The following is a 17,706-nucleotide window of genomic DNA, read 5'->3' on the forward strand; positions in this document are numbered from 1 at the left end:
CGTTCATGACAAGGTTTTTCTGATGACATTCAAGCTCCTTCCTGTTGCCCATGCACTTGCTCTGGCAACCCTCGGTTCGACGTTGGCCCACGCCGCCGACCCGGCGATCGTCATGGGTGAAGTGCGCGTCAGCGCCCAGCGCGATGCGGGCGCCTTGCGCTCGAGCCGCGTCCTGACATCGGTCGACGTGCTGGGTGCCGACAAGATCGAAGACAAGAACGTGACCAATAGCTGGGAGCTGGTTGGCCAGTTGCCCGGTGTGCAGCTGACCGAAACGCGGATGGGCGCCGAGTCGGGCAAGGCGAGTTTTCGGGCATTCAATGGCGAAGGCTATATCAATGGGATCAAGGTGCTGATCGACGGCATCCCGAGCAATGTCAACAGCGGCAACCAGCGCTTCATCGACATGATCTTCCCGCTCGAAGTCGACTATATCGAAGTGGTGCGCGGCACGAACGACCCGCGCTATGGCCTGCACAATATCGGCGGCAACCTGAACATCGGCACGCGTCAGGGCGGCAATTACTTTGACAGCCGGTTTACCTACGGCAGCTTCAATACGCGCGAAGTGCAGGCCGCATATGGCCGCGAAGCCGACGGCTTTGCGCAAAACTATTTCGTGGCCAGGCAATTGACTGACAGCTACCGCGCGAACGGCGACTCGAACAAATACACGGTCGGCGGCAAGTGGTTCGTCACGTCGGACGACAAGGCGGTCACGGCCGGCCTGGTCGTGCGCACCTACCAGCACACGTCGGGCGAGCCGGGTTTTCTGACCGCAGCCGAGCTGGCTGCCGACCGCCGCCAGTCGCCGCGCAAGAACGCCAACGACAAGACCGACCGCGACATGCACCATGCCAGCGCGCACCTGGACTGGCACATCACGCCGAACGCATTCCTCAGCAACAAGCTGTACTACAACGAGTACAAGGATGACCGCCGCGTCACCTTCACCAGCAATCCCGAAGGCAACGCACCGCGCCAGCGCCGTCTGTGGGATGAAGAGCAGCTCGGTTTCATGAGCACCCTGACGTGGCGTGCGAACGAGCGCGTCACGGTCGATGGCGGTGTGAATACCGAGCGCCAGGACAATGGCTACCGCCGCCTGCGCTACAACTTCGCGATCCCGACGGACTTCACGACGCCGGCCCGCATCCAGAACGATGACCGCTACAAGTTCAACAACGTCGGCGCCTATGTGCAGGCGGTGATCAAGGCAACGGACACCATCCAGCTCGTGCCGGGCTACCGGGTCGATCGCTTCACGGGCCACCAGCCGCTGGCGGGTGGCACGAGCGCAGGGCTGCAGGATTACGGCTGGATCAAGCAGCCCAAGTTCAGCATGGTCTGGAGTCCGGCGACGGACATCAGCGTGTATGGCAACTGGGGCCGCACGTTCCAGATCCTGACGGGTTCCGTGGGCCCCGCCTATCTGGTGCCGGGCCAGGCGCCGTTTGACGCGTCGGTCAATACCGGCAAGGAAGTCGGCGTCAAGCTCAAGCCGACTGCCCGCAGCGACTTGCGCCTGGCGATCTGGCGCCAGGATGCCACCGGCGAGGTGGCGAACATGCCGGCCACCGGCACCACGGTCGGGCTGGGCGAGACGCGCCGTGAAGGCCTCGACTTCCAGCTTTCGGGCAAGGTCACCGACAAGCTCGAGCTGTCGCTCTCGCATTCGTTGCAAAAAGCGGAAGTGCTCAAGGCCACGGGCGCGAATGGCGTCTCGCTGGCCGGCAAGGAAGTGTTCTCGACGCCGCGCCACATCACCAATGTGAGCCTGGACTACAAGCCTTCGGACAACTGGCGCTTCGGCCTGCAGGGCCGCTCGCAGGGCAGCTACTACATCGACAATCCGAACGAGCAGGGCAAGTTCGGCGGCTTCGTGCTGTTCGACGCCAATGTGCGCTACGCGATCTCGGCGCGCACCAGCATCGATGTCCAGATCAAGAACATTGCGGACCGCAATTACGAATACGCGTGGTACGACAACTTCTTCTGGCCGGCAAGCCAGGCACAGCCGATGTTCTCGTCCGGTAATGGCCGGGCTGCGTATATTTCACTGAACGTGAAGTTGTAGGTCGCTCAGACCAGCTGCTCCGAGGGGATGATGTGCACGCCCGGGCGCGCCTGCAGCGCGGCATCGATCAGGGCGTGCGCAATGCGCGGGGCAGGGTTGATGCGCCAGCGCCGCGGCAGTACGGGCCCGAGCAGCCCCAATACCACGCCGGACACGCGTTCACCCAGGCGTTGTTCCTGGCGCTCTCCGCCAATCAGGCCCGGTCGCACATGGGTCAGCGACGTGAATCCCAGCCCGGCCAGATCGCGTTCGAGTTCGCCCTTGACGCGGTTGTAGAAAAAGCGTGCGTCGGGATCGGCGCCGATGGCCGAGTTCAGCACATGGCACGGCGTCCCGTGCTGGCGCGCGAGGCTAGCCACCGCCAGCGGGTAATCATGGTCCACACGCCGGAACGCAGCTTGCGAACCGGCACTGCGCATCGTCGTGCCCAGCGTGCAGATGACGGCGTCGGCCTGCCACCAGGCCGCGTCCGGCGGCAAGGCGTCGAAGTCGACGACCGGTGCCTGCAGTTTCGGGTGCACTGGCAGCGGGCGCCGCGTCGGCGCCACCACCGACGTGACCTTCGGGTCGGCCAGCGCCATCTCCAGCACGTGGCTTCCAACCAGTCCGCTCGATCCAACCAGCAGCAGTTTCATGGGGTGTCCTTGGTCGCAAACGTAAACGGCGCGAGGCCGGCGTCGTGGCCGGCCTCGCGCTTGAAGCCGGGCCTGCGTGGCAGGCCCGGGCACCGGCTTATTTGGCCAGTGCTTCTTCGTAGCGGCGTTCTACTTCCGCCCAGTTGATGATGTTGAAGAAGGCCGCGATGTAGTCAGGGCGCTTGTTCTGGTATTGCAGGTAGTACGCGTGTTCCCACACGTCCAGGCCCAGGATCGGCGTGCCGCCCGACATGCCGGCGAACTGGCCCATCAGCGGGCTGTCCTGGTTGGCGCTGCTTTCGACCAGCAGCTTGCCGTCCTTGCCGACGGTCAGCCAGGCCCAGCCGCTACCGAAGCGGGTCTGCGCCGCCTTGGTGAAGGCATCCTTGAATTTCTCGTAGCCACCCAGGTCGTCTTCGATCGCCTGTGCGACCTTGCCGGTTGGCTTGCCGCCTTCCGGGGTCAGCACGGTCCAGAACAGCGAGTGGTTGGCGTGACCGCCGCCATTGTTGCGCACGGCGCCCTGGACGGCTTGCGGCAGGCTGCCGATGTCGGCGATCAGCTGCTCGACTGGCATCTCGGCAACGCCGGCTTCGCCCAGCGCGTTGTTGACGTTGGTGATGTAGGCCTGATGGTGCTTCGTGTGGTGGATTTCCATCGTGCGCGAATCGAAATGTGGCTCGAGGGCATCGTAGGCGTAAGGCAGTGGTGGCAATGCGTATGGCATGATCATTCTCCGTTCAGATGGTTGGGAACGCTGTTCCGGTATGAAGCGAGGCACCAGGGCCATGTTCGTCACGGCCCGGCGTCGTGCATGTGCTGGTCAACCTGGGATGGGCAACGCACACCCCGGGGCACCCGCCGAAACGTGTTCAGCGTGCGCCCTGACTTGTCCAGAATACCAGCATCTGCAATTGGCTGCCGCGCAGGGTGAGCGCGAAGGCAATTATCAGCGCGCCGGCCGGATCTCGGTACTCTGCATCATCGTGTTGCGCCAGCCGTCGTTCTGCAACTGCCAGACGCGGACATAGCGCCCGCGAAACTCGCGCGGACCGCTGACTGGCTGCAGATCGGCCTGCATGCGACCGCGGACGATGGCCGTGTGGCCGCTGTCGAGCAACTGGATTTCCATGCTCACGTTGCTGTACGAGCGAAACTCGTATTCATCGCGCGTCAGCACCTGCATGAATTCGCTGCGGGTGCGCACGCGGCCATTGGTTTCGACGTGATAGTAGTCGGTGGCGATCAGGTCGCGCAGGGCGTCGACATCCCGGGTGGCGACGGCCTCGGCAAGGTGCCGCTCAGCATCGCGCAGTGCAATCACCAGTGGCGACTGCGCATTGGTAACGGCAACGCCAGGCGCGGCGCCCCGCAGTGGGACGTGCGCCGTCGCTGCGCCCGTGACAAGCAGACATGACAGGAATAGAGCGGACGGCAAGGCGCGCATGATGACTGGTCCAGAGAAACTGTATGTCAGTATATAAAGTCTGCCATGCGACGAATGTAACGAAATGTTTCAATGGCGGGCCGATGTTGCACGTATTGCTGTTGTCGCGGCGACAATAAGACTACACTGACGTGCCGGCACGATCGACCGGTAACTTACCGGAGCACTTCATGACGATGGCAGGGGGCGGGGACGTCCACACGAACAATGGCGCACTGCGCGCGTCGATGGGCATTGATGCCGTGCGCGTGGCGCTGGCAACGGCGATGATTCTGCTGGTGCCGCTGGCCGGGATGCAGTTCGCGCACGGCGTCCAGTGGACGGGCTTGGATTTCGCGGTAGCCGCAGTGTTGCTGGCCAGCGCTGGCTGGACGTGTCTGCGCACGGGCCGCCGTGTCGCGCGTCTGGCCGTGTGGCAGCGCTTTGCCGTCATTGGCGCGCTGGCGCTGGTGTTTGCCGCGCTGTGGGTCGAACTCGCCGTGGGCGTGCTGTTCAACTTGGGCAGCTAACCCGGACAAACTTCGCGCGTGTGTTGACCTTCCCGTAGTGGGAAGGTTTATCCTTGTCGGATGGATGCCAACACGACCCCTCCCTTACCGCCGCCGGTCACACTGCTGATCGATGGCATGACCTGCGCCTCCTGCGTGGCACGCGTTGAAAAAGCCTTGGCACAGGTACCTGGCGTCACGGGCGCCAGTGTCAACCTGGCCACCGAAAAGGCCCGCATCGACGGCGCTGCGCCAGCGGCAGCCCTGTTGGCCGCCGTCGAAGGGGCCGGTTACGCGGCCCGCATCGAGACGGCTGACGCGCCTGCCGCACCCGTCAAGACCGGCGCCGCCACCTGGTGGCCGGTCGCCATCGGCGCGCTCTTGTCCATCCCGCTGGTGTTGCCGATGTTCCTGGCGCCGTTCGGCATCGACGCGATGCTGCCAGGCTGGGTGCAGTGGCTGCTGGCCACGCCAGTGCAATTCTGGCTCGGCGCGCGCTTCTACCGCGCCGGCTGGAGCGCGCTGCGCGCCGGCGCCGGCAATATGGACTTGCTGGTTGCGATCGGCACGAGCGCCGCCTACGGCCTGTCGCTGTACCTGCTGCTGACGCAGAGCGGGCATGCAGCGTCCCACCTGTACTTCGAGTCGTCGGCCGTCGTCATCACGCTGGTGCTGCTCGGTAAATGGCTGGAAGGCCGTGCCCGCCGCCAGACCATCGAGGCACTGGGCGCACTGGAGCAACTGCAGCCCGCCGACGCCCTCGTGCGCCGCGACGGCGCCGATGTCCGCGTGCCGTTGGCGGCCTTGCGCGTGGGTGACGACATGGTGGTCAAGCCGGGCGAGCGGGTACCCGCCGATGGCGTCGTGCTCGAGGGCCTGAGCCACGTCGACGAATCGCTGCTGACCGGTGAGAGCCTGCCGCAGGCCAAGGGCCCGCTTGATGCTGTCGTGGGCGGCGCCGTCAACGCCGACGGCCTGTTGCTGGTGCGCGCCACCGCCGTCGGCAGTGCAACGACGCTTGCGCAGATCATCCGCATGGTCGAAGACGCACAGGCTGCCAAGGCGCCAATCCAGCGCCTGGTCGACCGGGTCAGCGCCGTGTTCGTGCCGGTGGTGCTCGCCATTGCGCTCGTCACGCTGCTGGCCTGGGGTGTGGGTACGGGTGACTGGCAGGGCGCGCTGCTCAACGCGGTAGCCGTCATGGTGATTGCCTGTCCGTGCGCGCTGGGCCTGGCCACACCGACGGCGATCATGGTCGGGACCGGCGTGGCCGCGCGCCACGGCATCCTGATCAAGGACGCCGAAGCGCTGGAAACGGCGCACGCCGTCGACGTCGTCGTGTTCGACAAGACCGGCACCCTGACCGAGGGCCGCCCGCAATTGCTGGCGCTGGAAGGGCCAGACACGACGCGCCTGCTCACGCTGGCCGCCGCGGTCCAGCAAACGAGCGCCCATCCGCTGGCGCGCGCCGTGCTGGACGAAGCGGCGCGGCGCGCGTTGCCCGTGCCGGACGCGACCGATGCGCGCGCGCTGCCGGGTCGTGGCGTGCAAGCCGACGTCGCCGGCGCGACGATCCTGCTTGGCAACCGGCGCCTGATGAACGACCTTGGCGTACCGGCGGGTGGGGCAGAGGCACATGAAGCGGCCGGGCGCACCGTGTCCTGGCTGGCCGAGCGGCGCGGCGATGCCGTCACCGTGCTTGGCCTGCTCGCGTTCGGCGACCAGCTCAAGCCCGGCGCGCAGGACGCCGTCGCAAGGCTGGTCGCGCGCGGCATCACGCCGGTGCTGCTGACCGGCGACAGCGCCGGCGCCGCACAGGGCGTGGCGCGCGCGCTCGGCATCACGCGCGTGCATGCCGAGGTGCTGCCGGCCGACAAGGCCTACGTCATCGCGGCGCTGCGTCAGGCTGGCAGCACGGTCGCCATGATCGGCGACGGCATCAACGATGCGCCGGCGCTGGCCGCTGCCGACGTCGGCATGGCCATGGCAACCGGGACCGACGTCGCGATGCACAGCGCCGGCATCACGCTGATGCGGGGCGATCCGAGGCTGGTGGCCGACGCGCTCGACGTCTCGCAGCGTACCTGGCGCAAGATTCGCCAGAATCTCGGCTGGGCCTTCGTTTATAACCTGCTCGGCGTGCCGCTGGCCGCCTTCGGCCTGCTCAATCCGGTGCTGGCCGGCGCCGCGATGGCGCTCAGTTCGGTCAGCGTCGTGGCCAACGCCTTGCTGCTGCGCCGCTGGCACGCCGCACCACATGCCACTTCAACCCCCACCACCGGGGCGCCCGTGCCCGTGCCCCCAACCAAAGGAGAAATTCCCATGTACGAATTGACTGTTGCCGACATGACCTGCAAGCACTGCGTTGGCCGCGTGACCGCCGCCGTCCACGCCGTCGACCCGGGCGCCACGGTGAACATCGATCTGGCCACCGGCAAGGTCCGCATCGACAGCGCCGCCGATCTGGCCCCGCTGGCGGCGGCCATTGACGGCGCCGGCTATCCGGTGACGGCCGGCGTTTGAAGCAGGCCGGTCACACGGCCCAATGCGTTTCCTGGACGATAAGCGGATAAATACACCCCCAAACAATATTCATTTAGGCTATATTTTGTAGAAAGAACAATACCGAACACTGTGCATCTCCGACCGACCTCGTCAGCGGAATCCTCATGAGAGATGGTGTACTCGCAGAACCGATCGACCTGGTCAAGCATCCGCCCGGTGGCGCCCAGTTGCGCTGGGCCGTGCTGGTGCTGGGGGCGCTGGGGCTGCTGTTTGCGGTCCTGGTGCCGGCAGCCGGCGTGCCCTTGCCACATGCGCCGGAATTCCTGCCGATCTATCTGTCGACACTGATCGCCAGTAATTTCGTCACCGGCATCCTGCTGCTCGGTCATGTCCACACCCGGCGCTCGCTCGCGCTGGGCGTCCTTGCGCTCGGCTATCTGTTCACGGCGCTGATCGCCGGCGCCCACATGCTCACGTTTCACGGCCTGCTCGGCGACGAGGGCGTGCTCGGCGGAAATCTTCAGACCTCCGCCTGGCTGCACGCGGCCTGGCACGCGCTGTATCCGCTGTTCGTGCTCGGCTACTCGCGCAGCGCGCGCGGACGCCTGGCCGGGGCGCCGCTGCCGCCACACTTCATGCGCATCGGCGCGCTGCTGACCGCGCTGTTCGTGTCGCTGCTGGTGTTGGTGGGCACGACCGGTGCGCCGTATCTGCCCAGACTGATCGAGGGCACGCGTACCTTGCCGCTCTACCATGGCATCTCGGCGGCGATACTGGCGCTGTCGGTCTACGTGCTGTACGCCACGGTGCAAAAGCGCCCCCGTACCGTGCTCGATGTCTGGCTGACCGTGGCGATGGCGGCCTGGGTGTTCGAAGTGGGCCTGTCCTGCGTGTTCAATACTGGCCTCTACGACCTCGGTTTCTATGCCGGGCGGCTGTACGGGCTGTCCACGTCGCTGTTCGTGCTGGGCGCGCTGGCGATCGACAATATCGCGCTGCACGCGCGCCTGCACGCAACCTTCCAGGAAATGATCGAGACGCGCGCGCACGCCCAGTGGCAAAGCCTGCTCGGCACCGTGCTGCGCCAATTGCCCGACGGCGTCCTGATCGTCGACGGCCAGGGCCGCTGCGTGATGGCCAACGACCAGGCGAAGCAGATGGCGCGCCACTTCGGCGCTGACGGCGTCGGGGGCATGCTCGACCTGATCTGCGAACCGGTGGCGCGCGCGATCGGCGGCCGGGCGTTTCGCGACGCCATGATCGAGAGCGTGCAGGGCGGCGCGAGACGGGTGTACGCGGTCAGTGGCGCGCCGCTGCGCGAGAGCGCCGCCGAACTGGCCTCCGCCGTGATCGTGATCGACGACATCACCGAGCGCACCGAGGCCAGTGCGGCGCTGGCTCGGGCGCTGGACCAGATCCGCTACCTGATCGAGAACACCCCGCTGGCCGTGATCGAATGGGACCGCGACCTCGTCATCACGCTGTGGAACCGCCGCGCCGAAGAATTGTTCGGCTGGCCCGCAGGCGATGCCATCGGCCAGCGGATCGACCGCATCGGCATGATCCACGAGGGCGATGCCGACCAGGTCGACACGATGATCGCGCGCCTGATCGACTCCGGCACGCGCTACGCCAAGTCGGCCAACCGCAACCGCACCCGCGACGGGCGTGCGCTGTGCTGCGAATGGTACAACTCGGTACTGGTCGACGAGGCGGGCGAGATCCAGACCGTGTTCTCGCTGGTGCTGGACGTGTCCGAACGTGAAGCGGCGATGCACAGCCTGCGCGAAGCCGACGGGCGCAAGGATGTCTATATCGCGACACTGGCGCACGAGCTGCGCAATCCGCTCGCGCCGATCGCGAATGCGGCCTCGCTCCTGCGCAGCAAGGCGCTGGCGCCGGAACGCATCGAATGGATCGCCGCCATGGTGGGGCGCCAGACCGACCAGATGGCGCGCCTGCTCGACGACCTGCTGGACGTGTCGCGCATCAGCCGCGGCAAGATCGAACTGCGCCGCGTGCGCATCGACCTGGGCCGGTTGCTGCGCGAAACACTGCAAACGAGCATGCCGCTGATCGAGGCCGGGCGCCACCAGGTGGCGTTGCGGGTGGCCGACGAACCGCTCTGGGTCGACGCCGATCCGCTGCGCCTGACGCAGGTGTTCGCCAACCTGATCACGAATGCGGCCAAGTACACGCCGCCCGGCGGCGGTCTCGAACTGGGCTTGCGGCGCGAAGACGACCAGGCCGTGGCGTGGGTGGCCGACAGTGGCGTGGGGTTGGCACCCGACATGCTCGAACGCGTGTTCGATCCGTTCGTGCAGGCCGGCAGTGCCAGTCACCTGGCGCAGGGCGGCCTGGGGATCGGGCTGTCGCTGGCCAAGGGCTTCGTCGAGCTGCATGGCGGCAGCATCCGGGCCGACAGCGACGGACCGGGCCGCGGCGCGACCTTCCTCGTGCGCCTGCACCTGTGCGAGGAGCCGGCCATGGCGCCGGGCGACGCGCTCCCGGTGCCTGACGGCGCTGCGCTGGGCAAGCACATCCTGGTGGCCGACGACAATGTGGATGCAGCGGAATCGCTGGCCTGGCTGCTGCGTTCCGAAGGCGCGACCGTGATGGTGGCCCACGATGGCGCAGAAGCGCTTCGCCTGCACCGCGAACGGCCGGCCCGGATCGCGGTACTCGACCTGGGCATGCCACACATGGATGGGCTGGAACTGGCGGGCGTGCTGGCGCAGGATGCACCGCGCCCTTACCTGGTGGCCGTGACGGGGCGCGGCAGAAAGGAAGACCGCGCCGCCTCGCTGGCGGCCGGCTTCGACGAGCACTTCACGAAGCCGGTCGCGCCGCAGCAGCTGATTGCCCTGCTGCGCGAGGTACCTGAGGTGCCCGAGGCGCCTGCAGCCGGCTAGTGGTGCTCGTGCCCGGTCATGTCCTTCGCGCCGGGCTTGCGTGCATCCATGGCCTGGCCGGCCGGCGCCGGCGCGGGGCGGGCATCCGGCGCGCGTGGCGCTGGCGGTAGCGCCTCGGCGCCTTCGCCCGTCCATTCGCGCGCCACCGTGCCGGCCGGATGCCGGTACCAGCCAGGATCGCCGTAGTCGCCGCGCTTGAGACCTTCGCGCACCTTGAGCACCGTGAACATGCCGCCCATTTCCAGGTTGCCGAACGGGCCGTCGCCGCTCATCATCGGCAGCGTGTTGGCCGGCAGCGGCATCTTCATGTCGCCCATCGAGCCGCCCTTGTCGCCCATGACCATATAGCCGGGCACCAGCTTGTTGATCTTCTCGGCCACGCCCCGATGGTCAACGCCAATGAGCGTTGGCACGTCATGGCCCATCGCGTTCATCGTGTGGTGCGATTTGTGGCAGTGGAACGCCCAGTCGCCCGGCGCATCGGCCACGAATTCGATGGCGCGCATCTGGCCGACGGCGACGTCTGTCGTCACCTCGGGCCAGCGCGCCGACTTCGGCACCCAGCCGCCATCGGTGCCAGCGACCTCGAAGCGGTGTCCGTGCAGGTGGATCGGGTGGTTCGTCATCGTCAGGTTGCCCACCCGGATGCGCACCTTGTCGCCCAGGCGCGCGACCATCGGGTCCAGGCCCGGGAACACGCGGCTGTTGATGGTCCACAGATTGAAGTCGAGCATCGTGTTGGTGCGCGGCGTATAGCTGCCCGGTTCGATGTCGTACGACGACAGCAACATCACGTAGTCGCGATCGACGGCATGCTGGCGCGGGTTCTTCGGGTGCGTGACCCAGAAACCCATCATCCCCATCGCCATCTGCTGCATCTCGTCGGCGTGCGGGTGGTACATGAAGGTGCCCGCATGGCGCGCGACGAATTCGTAGACGAACGTTTTGCCGGGCTGGATGCCGGGCTGGGTCAGGCCCGTCACGCCATCCATCCCGCACGGCAGCAACTGGCCGTGCCAGTGCACGCTGGTGTGTTCGGGCAGCTTGTTGGTGACAAAGATGCGCACCCGGTCACCCTCGACCACTTCGATGGTCGGGCCCGGGCTCTGGCCGTTGTAGCCCCACAGGTTGGCCTGCATGCCGGGCGCGAATTCGCGCACGACCGGTTCGGCCACCAGGTGGAACTCCTTGACGCCGTCCTTCATGCGCCATGGCAGCGTCCAGCCATTGAGCGTGACGACGGGGTTGTACGGGCGCCCGCCCGTCGGGGCCAGCGGCGCGGCGGTGGCGCTCGACGTGTGGGTCGGCGCTTCCGGCAGCGACGCCGCGCCGGCACGGCTCACGAGCGAGGCGCCCAGTGCCGTGATGCCGGCGCCGGCGCCGGTCAGGAACGATCTGCGGTTGGTCATTGTGGGGTGTCCTTCTTGTCAGTGGGCGATGGCGCCGGCAGGCGCATGCCGATGGCGGTTTCCAGGTCGACCTGGGCCAGCCAGAAATCCTTCAGCGCTTCGATGGTGGCGTGCACCGCGCCAGCCTGTTCGCGCGCGTCGGCCAGCAGCTCGAACGGGCTGGCCAGCATGCCGTTGTAGCGCAGCAGCGTCTCGTCCGCGATCTGCTTGCGCAGCGGGATCACCTGGTCGCGGTAGTGGCGCGCCACGTCATAGCTGGCGCGGTAGCCGAGGTAGCCCGCGCGCGCTTCGCTGCGGGCGTTGACCGCGACGGCCGCGACCTGGCCAAGCGACTGCATGTACACCGCTTCGGCGCGCGCCACGCGGGCGCCGCCCCAGTCGAACAGCGGCAGCTCCAGGCCAATCTCGTAGCCATCGCTCTTTGGCTCGCCTGTCTCGCGCTTGTCCGCATAGCCCAGGTCGAGCACATTGACAAAGCGCGTGGTGCGCGTGAGGCCCAGGTCGGCAGCGGTGCCGCTGGCGGCGGCGCGCGCGGCTTGTACGTCCAGGCGCTGGCTCAGCGCCGTGCGCTCGATGCCGGCCAGTTCGGCGGGCGCCGCCGGCAGGTCGGGCAAGCGCTCGGGCAGCGTGTAGAGCGCCTGCGCGCCCCACAGGCCGAGCTGGCGCGTCAGATGTTCGCGCGCGGCGTTGGCCTCGCGGTCGGCGCGCAGTACACCGGCGCCGGCTTCGGCGTGGAAGGCGGACTCGCGCGCCAGGTCCAGCGCACTGGCATTGCCGGCCTGGGTCATGCGCGCCATCAGTGCGCTTGACGCGTCGGCGGCGTCGGCCACCTGACGCGCATAGGTCAGAGCCTGGCGCGCCGCCACGGCCTCGATCCAGGCGCGCCGGGTGGCGTTGACGTGGTGCTCGATGGCGGCGGCCACGCGCAGCGTTGTTTCGTCAAGGCGCCGCGCTGCCATGCGCTGGCGCAGCGGCATGGTGAGCAGGCCCGCCAGGTCGATCGAGACCGAGCGCTCGGTTTCCCGGTTGCCGCCGCCATCCATGCGCGAGAATCCGAAGCCCGGATTGCGCAGGCGCGCGGCCTGGGCCACGTCGGCCTGCGCGATGCCGGCTTCCCAGTAGGTGGCCTGCAGGCCGGGATGGTTCAGCGCGGCGATGCGTACGGCGGCATCCTGCGTCAGCGGCGCCTGCAGCAACGTGTCGATTTCGGCCTGCAAGGCCTGGCGGTCGGCATCGCTGCGCAGCAGGCGCGCATCCACGCCCGTGCGCGCCTGCGCTGCAGCGGCGCTGGCCTCGAAGGCACGCTCGGGCGTGACGCTGGCGCAGCCAGCCAGCAGCAGGCCCAGGCTTACGGCAAGTGTCGCATGCCATGAAATTGGACTTGCCATCAGTGGTGCTCCTTGTGCTCTGGCTGTGCAGGGGTATGGTGATGCGCGTGCGGATCGGGCGCCGGTTTGCCGTGCCCGGCATGCGCGTCATGGCCGGGCTGGGCCGCCACGATGCGGTTGTGTTCCTGCCAGGCGCGGTCAGGCGTGGTCGTGGTGGCGGCGCGTGCCGGTGGCACATACGCCGGCTGGTAGCGGGTTTCCGGGACGGCGGCGTGCGGGTCGGTGACGTTTGCGGCCGGCGTGGCCCCGTGGCCGCTCTGCGCTGCGGCAGGCATCAGGGCGCTGGCCAGCACGCAGGCCAGCAGCAGCTGTGGTCGGGTAAAGGTCGACATGGTTCCTCGTTCGGTGAAATGCAGTGGTGCCGCGCCAGCGTGGCGCGGTGATGTGCTGATTCAGGCGAGCGGGAAGCGGGGAGGTCGTTCGGGCAGGGCGAGGTCGACGGCCTCGGGGCGGCCGGTGGCTGCCTCGATCAGCCGGGTGGACAAGGTCTGTGGCGCGGCGGGAATCGTTGGTGCGCCCGCCATGGCGGCGCCGATGCAACAGGCGGCGCAGGCGCTGCAGCGCTCCTGGTCGTGGTCCGTCGGCGCATGGTCGGTGGCCTTGGCAACCTGCGGGCCCGCATCGTGGCAGTGACCCGCCCCGGCATCCATCTGGTGCGGCGCGGTCACGGCGGCGACGGCGCCGTGCTGCATGGCTGCATGTGTGCACGCCAGCATGCCTGCCGAAGCGATGCCCTGGAAGGGAATCGCCAGCAGCAGCAGCCACACGAGCGCGCGGCGCAGGCAGACATGGACGGTTGAATTCACGCGGTAATTCTAGCATGGCGTCCGCGCAACACTGCTGTCATGAAGGCCGCCGGAAACCTTGCCGGGCAAGGGGCGTGGCTGATAGCATGCCAGGTTGATTCAATGACAATTCAGGGACGAGGGCAAGCATGGTGTTGATCGAGCGGCTGCTCGCTCTGCGACGCAGGAAGAATCAGGAAGAAGTAGCCGGCAGGGCGGCCGAAGTCATCGCGCACGTTCTGTTCGATGTTGGTGCCGACCGGTTCCTGAACGGCAGCATGCTGCTCGATCGTCAGTTCCGCCTGCGTTTCTACGCGGTGCTGCCGCCGGCGGCCGACGACATGCTGGCGGCCATCGCGCTGTGCGACTTGCCCGAAGCGCGGCACATGCGCAATTGCATGGCCGACGTGGCCTTCGATGCCCACGTCGTCGCGTCTCATACGCAGGGCCTGGCCGATGGCTTGATGCGCGAATTGCTCGCTTGTTCGGCCGAACTGCGGGCGCTGCCCGAGCGGCGCATCGGCGGCGTGTTCGCCTTCCGCTAGCTGCGGCGCGGGAATTTGTGCGCGCTGCAGCGCGCCGTGGCGGTATGCTGGCGTTACTTGTCGCCACTGACGCAAAGGTCCCATCCATGTCGCATGCCGCCTGCTTCCTGAACCGCCCGGCCATGCCGCGCACCTCCCTGGTACTTTCATGAGCGTTCGTAACCTGCAGCACCTGTTCGCGCCGCGATCGGTAGCGCTGATCGGCGCCTCGGCGCGCCCGGGCAGCATGGGCGCCACGCTGCTGGCCAATCTGCAAGGCGGCGGCTTCAAGGGCAAGCTGTTTGCCGTCAATCCCAAATACACGCAGTTGGGCGACTTGCCGTGTTACGCCACTGTGGCCGACTTGCCCGAGGCGCCCGACCTGGCCGTCATCTGCACGCCGGCCGCCACCGTGCCGCAACTGGTGCGCCAGCTGGGCGAGCGCGGCACGCGCGCCGCCGTGGTGCTCACCAGCGGCCTGGCGCGCGGGCGCGATGCCCGCGGGCGCAGCCTGCGCCAGGCCACGCTCGACGCGGCGCACCCCTATCTGCTGCGTCTTCTGGGCGCGAACAGCGCGGGCCTGCTGGTCCCTGGCCTCGGCCTGAACGCCAGCGTGGCCCACAGCGGCGCACTGCCGGGACGGATTGCCTTCGTCTCGCAGTCGGGGTCACTGATGACGGGCGTACTCGATTGGGCGCGCACACGCGGCATCGGCTTTTCGCACTTCGTCTCGCTGGGCGACTCGGCCGACGTCGACCTGGGCGACGTGCTCGATCACCTGGCCAGCGATGGCAATGCCGGCGCGATCCTGCTGTATGTCGACCAGCTGCGCTACGCGCGCAAATTCATGTCGGCGGCGCGCGCCGCCGCGCGCAGCAAGCCGGTGATCGTGCTCAAGTCGCGCAGCGATACCGACGGCGCCCGGCCGGCGGCCAGCGAAAGCGGGGCGCTGGCCACCGAGGACGACGTGTTCGACGCCGCGATCCGGCGCGCCGGCATGCTGCGCGTGCACACGACCGAGCAGCTGTTCGCGGCGGTCGAGACGCTGGCCTACGCGCGCGTGTTGCATGGCGAGCGCCTGGCCATCCTCAGCAACGGCCTCGGACCGGGCGTGCTGGCGCGCGACGCGCTGCGCTACGGCGGCGGCGTGGCGGCGACGCTGTCGCCCGAATCGATCATGCGGCTCGACGCCGTGCTGCCGGCCGGCTGGAACAGCGCGCAGCCCGGCAATCCAGTGCGTGCCAGCCCGGTCAACCTGCTGGGCGGCGCGCCGCCCGAGCGTTACGCGGCGGCGCTCGACGTGCTGCTGGCCGACCCGCAGGTCGACGCCGTGCTGATCGTGCATTCGCCGACCGCGACCGTCGACAGCCGCGACGTGGCCAATGCGATTGCGCCGCTGGCGCGCGCCGCGTCACGCCCGATCCTGTCGTGCTGGCTGGGCGGCGCCTCGGTCGTCGCCGCGCGCGCGATTGCAGCCGAGGCGCGCATGCCCACGTACCGCACGCCCGAAGACGGCGTCAACGGCTTCCTGCAACTGGTGAACTACCGGCGCAACCAGAATCTGCTGATGGAAGTGCCGCCGTCGATGGCCGGCCATATGGCGCCCGATCGCAGCGCTGCGCGCGCGCTGGTGCGCGAGGCGATCGCCGCCAAGCGCCTGCTGCTGTCCGACCCCGAAACCAAGGCGATCCTGCGCGCGTACGGCCTGGCGCTGGTTGAAACGCGCGCCGCCAGCGACGCCGACGCGGCCGTGGTGGCGGCGCGCGCGATCGGGTTCCCGGTGGCTGTCAAGATTCTCACGCCCGACGTCATGCACAAGTCCGATGTCGGCGGCGTGACGCTTGATCTCGATTCGGAAGACGCCGTGCGCGCTGCCGCGCTGCGCATGCGCGCGCGCCTGGGCGAGCTGTTCCCGCAGGCGCGCTTCGACGGCTTTTCGGTGCAGGCCATGTGCCGCCGCACGCACGGCCACGAACTGATCGTCGGCGCCGCGCTCGACCCGGTGTTCGGGCCGGTGCTGGTGTTTGGCCAGGGCGGTGTGGCGGTCGAGGTGCTCGATGATTATTCGGTCGGCCTGCCACCGCTGAACCTGGTGCTGGCGCGCGACCTGGTCGACCGCACGCGCGTGGCGCGCCTCCTGGCCGGCTACCGCAACCGGCCGGCCGCCAATCTCGACGCCGTGCTGGCGGTGCTGATCCAGGTGTCGCGGCTGATTTCCGATATTCCCGAAATCGTCGAACTGGACATCAACCCGCTCGTGGTCGACAGCCACAGCGCGATCGTGCTCGACGCGCGCATGCGGCTGGCGCTGGCCGACCGCTCGGGCAGCACGCTCGACCGGCTGGCAATCCGGCCCTATCCGCGCGAGCTGGAAGAGACGATCGAGTGGCAGGGCGCGCCGCTGCTGCTGCGCCCGATCCGCCCCGAAGACGGCCCGGCGCATCTGGCGTTCTTCGATGCGCTCACGCCCGACGACGTACGCTACCGGATGTTCGTGCGCATCCGCGAGCTGCAGCCGTCGCAACTGGCGCGCTTCACGCAGATCGACTATGACCGCGAGATGGCCTTCATCGCCACCCGCAAGAACGCGGACGGGGTGTTCGAGACGCTGGCGGTCGCCCGTGTCGTGGCCGATCCCGACAACACGAGCGCCGAATTCGCCGTCACCGTGCGCTCGGACCTCAAAGGAATGGGGCTGGGGCGCATCATGATGGAAAAGCTGATCCGGTATTGCCGCGCGCGCGGCACCGGCGAGATCGTCGGCGAAGCGCTGCCGCAAAATTCGCGCATCGTCGCGATGGTGAAAAAACTGGGCTTCGAGGTGACGATCGATCGTGAGGACGGCACCCGAAATATGCGCCTCGCATTACGTTAATCGTTTCGCGCGCCATGTGACATTCGGAGGATTTTGGGCTCTGCTGCGGTGGTAAGGTGGCGGTGTTTGTCGCCCTGTCACGTCGTGACGATTCGTACCGCCTATTGTCAACAGGGCCCGACCCTGCTCCTGTGATGTCCCGACTCGGTTTGTTGTTGTGCGCTCCGTACGCCTTGTTCATCCTGGCCTGCGTCGGTATTGTGTCGCTCGGTGCTGGCGACGATGCGTCGCAGTTGATCTTCCTGCAGTTGCCGATTGCCGCCCAGCTGGTCGTGGTGCAGGCGCTGGGCCTTGGCCGCGCCCTGGAATTCTTGTCGTGGCCCGACGCGTATGGCCTGTTCGTCACGCCAGCCTTCGTGCTGTTGTATGCCGCCGGCGCGCTGTGTGAGCGGGGCCTGGCGCGCCGGCGCGGGCTGGCGCCCGTGCGCAGCGGCGTCTGATCCGGGCGCGGCGCAATGTCGGCTCGGAACGCGTGACAAAACCTGTTACTTCCTTTGGCGGCAACATGGTCGTACAGTGAGCTTTACCGACCGTCTGTTTTCGGCCCAGGCTGTGTAAAAACACCACTTCGTGTAAACGAAACCGGTTGAGGAAACGTTAAGCCAGTATCTCATCAATGCAGGGGCCAGATGAAACGCTTTATTGAAGGTGAAGACCGCGG

At 67.6% G+C, this 17,706-nt stretch carries 14 protein-coding genes; 7 read left to right on the forward strand and 7 right to left on the reverse strand.

Going from position 1 to position 17,706, the window contains the following annotated elements; genetic code table 11:
- Nucleotides 1-22: 22 nt before the first annotated feature.
- Nucleotides 23-2,077, forward strand: a complete 2,055-nt coding sequence (locus AC56LW_RS15740) for a TonB-dependent receptor (protein WP_499635838.1) — start codon at nt 23-25, stop codon at nt 2,075-2,077.
- 5 nt (nt 2,078-2,082) lie between these two features.
- On the opposite strand, the gene AC56LW_RS15745 is transcribed toward AC56LW_RS15740, so the two are convergent.
- From AC56LW_RS15745 to AC56LW_RS15755, 3 genes are all read right to left on the reverse strand, one after another.
- Entirely contained in the window at nt 2,083-2,712 is a 630-nt protein-coding gene (locus tag AC56LW_RS15745) for a Rossmann-fold NAD(P)-binding domain-containing protein (RefSeq protein ID WP_499635841.1), read from the reverse strand.
- A gap of 97 nt (nt 2,713-2,809) precedes the next feature.
- Nucleotides 2,810-3,439: a superoxide dismutase gene (locus tag AC56LW_RS15750; RefSeq protein WP_332530118.1), complete on the reverse strand. Its 630-nt coding sequence runs from the start codon at nt 3,437-3,439 to the stop codon at nt 2,810-2,812.
- 222 nt (nt 3,440-3,661) lie between these two features.
- A complete protein-coding gene (locus AC56LW_RS15755) occupies nt 3,662-4,159 on the reverse strand; it encodes a nuclear transport factor 2 family protein (RefSeq protein ID WP_499635844.1) in 498 nt (165 codons plus the stop codon).
- A 170-nt stretch (nt 4,160-4,329) separates the two neighbouring features.
- Here AC56LW_RS15755 and AC56LW_RS15760 point away from each other — a divergent pair, with 170 nt between their 5' ends.
- From AC56LW_RS15760 to AC56LW_RS15770, 3 genes are all read left to right on the forward strand, one after another.
- Nucleotides 4,330-4,668: a hypothetical protein gene (locus AC56LW_RS15760; protein ID WP_332530120.1), complete on the forward strand. Its 339-nt coding sequence runs from the start codon at nt 4,330-4,332 to the stop codon at nt 4,666-4,668.
- Nucleotides 4,669-4,728: 60 nt separating this feature from the next.
- Complete coding sequence (locus AC56LW_RS15765; RefSeq protein ID WP_499635846.1) at nt 4,729-7,170, forward strand: heavy metal translocating P-type ATPase; 2,442 nt, start codon at nt 4,729-4,731, stop codon at nt 7,168-7,170.
- Nucleotides 7,171-7,316: 146 nt separating this feature from the next.
- On the forward strand, nt 7,317-10,064 hold the full coding sequence (locus AC56LW_RS15770) for an ATP-binding protein (protein WP_499635849.1): 2,748 nt from the start codon (nt 7,317-7,319) through the stop codon (nt 10,062-10,064).
- Here AC56LW_RS15770 and AC56LW_RS15775 read toward each other — a convergent pair.
- From AC56LW_RS15775 to AC56LW_RS15790, 4 genes are read right to left on the reverse strand one after another with little or no spacing between them, the layout of a single operon-like run.
- Nucleotides 10,061-11,473: a multicopper oxidase family protein gene (locus AC56LW_RS15775; RefSeq protein WP_499635853.1), complete on the reverse strand. Its 1,413-nt coding sequence runs from the start codon at nt 11,471-11,473 to the stop codon at nt 10,061-10,063. The genes AC56LW_RS15770 and AC56LW_RS15775 overlap by 4 nt on opposite strands.
- Complete coding sequence (locus tag AC56LW_RS15780) at nt 11,470-12,861, reverse strand: TolC family protein (RefSeq protein WP_499635857.1); 1,392 nt, start codon at nt 12,859-12,861, stop codon at nt 11,470-11,472. The genes AC56LW_RS15775 and AC56LW_RS15780 overlap by 4 nt, the downstream gene beginning before the upstream one ends.
- Entirely contained in the window at nt 12,861-13,193 is a 333-nt protein-coding gene (locus AC56LW_RS15785) for a hypothetical protein (RefSeq protein ID WP_499635859.1), read from the reverse strand. Before AC56LW_RS15785 ends, AC56LW_RS15780 begins: the two co-directional genes overlap by 1 nt.
- 60 nt (nt 13,194-13,253) lie before the next feature.
- Entirely contained in the window at nt 13,254-13,667 is a 414-nt protein-coding gene (locus tag AC56LW_RS15790; RefSeq protein ID WP_499635861.1) for a hypothetical protein, read from the reverse strand.
- Between the two features lie 128 nt (nt 13,668-13,795).
- Here AC56LW_RS15790 and AC56LW_RS15795 point away from each other — a divergent pair, with 128 nt between their 5' ends.
- The 3 genes from AC56LW_RS15795 to AC56LW_RS15805 all read left to right on the forward strand — a co-directional run bounded on the left by AC56LW_RS15795 (nt 13,796) and on the right by AC56LW_RS15805 (nt 17,485).
- Complete coding sequence (locus tag AC56LW_RS15795) at nt 13,796-14,191, forward strand: hypothetical protein (RefSeq protein ID WP_499635863.1); 396 nt, start codon at nt 13,796-13,798, stop codon at nt 14,189-14,191.
- A 148-nt stretch (nt 14,192-14,339) separates the two neighbouring features.
- The gene (locus AC56LW_RS15800) at nt 14,340-17,045 is read left to right on the forward strand and encodes a bifunctional acetate--CoA ligase family protein/GNAT family N-acetyltransferase (protein ID WP_499635866.1); all 2,706 of its coding nucleotides are present in this window, start codon (nt 14,340-14,342) and stop codon (nt 17,043-17,045) included.
- Nucleotides 17,046-17,179: 134 nt separating this feature from the next.
- Nucleotides 17,180-17,485: a hypothetical protein gene (locus AC56LW_RS15805; RefSeq protein WP_332530129.1), complete on the forward strand. Its 306-nt coding sequence runs from the start codon at nt 17,180-17,182 to the stop codon at nt 17,483-17,485.
- Nucleotides 17,486-17,706: the final 221 nt, after the last annotated feature.

The organism is Telluria sp. LT2P80 (assembly GCF_059685955.1).

Coding starts and splice junctions, on each gene's coding strand:
- AC56LW_RS15760 (WP_332530120.1), top strand. CDS start 4,330: ATGACGATGGCAGGGGGCGGGGACGTCCACACGAACAATGGCGCACTG.
- AC56LW_RS15740 (WP_499635838.1), top strand. CDS start 23: ATGACATTCAAGCTCCTTCCTGTTGCCCATGCACTTGCTCTGGCAACC.
- AC56LW_RS15770 (WP_499635849.1), top strand. CDS start 7,317: ATGAGAGATGGTGTACTCGCAGAACCGATCGACCTGGTCAAGCATCCG.
- AC56LW_RS15780 (WP_499635857.1), bottom strand. CDS start 12,861: ATGGCAAGTCCAATTTCATGGCATGCGACACTTGCCGTAAGCCTGGGC.
- AC56LW_RS15775 (WP_499635853.1), bottom strand. CDS start 11,473: ATGACCAACCGCAGATCGTTCCTGACCGGCGCCGGCGCCGGCATCACG.
- AC56LW_RS15745 (WP_499635841.1), bottom strand. CDS start 2,712: ATGAAACTGCTGCTGGTTGGATCGAGCGGACTGGTTGGAAGCCACGTG.
- AC56LW_RS15755 (WP_499635844.1), bottom strand. CDS start 4,159: ATGCGCGCCTTGCCGTCCGCTCTATTCCTGTCATGTCTGCTTGTCACG.
- AC56LW_RS15750 (WP_332530118.1), bottom strand. CDS start 3,439: ATGCCATACGCATTGCCACCACTGCCTTACGCCTACGATGCCCTCGAG.
- AC56LW_RS15795 (WP_499635863.1), top strand. CDS start 13,796: ATGGTGTTGATCGAGCGGCTGCTCGCTCTGCGACGCAGGAAGAATCAG.
- AC56LW_RS15805 (WP_332530129.1), top strand. CDS start 17,180: ATGTCCCGACTCGGTTTGTTGTTGTGCGCTCCGTACGCCTTGTTCATC.
- AC56LW_RS15800 (WP_499635866.1), top strand. CDS start 14,340: ATGAGCGTTCGTAACCTGCAGCACCTGTTCGCGCCGCGATCGGTAGCG.
- AC56LW_RS15785 (WP_499635859.1), bottom strand. CDS start 13,193: ATGTCGACCTTTACCCGACCACAGCTGCTGCTGGCCTGCGTGCTGGCC.
- AC56LW_RS15765 (WP_499635846.1), top strand. CDS start 4,729: ATGGATGCCAACACGACCCCTCCCTTACCGCCGCCGGTCACACTGCTG.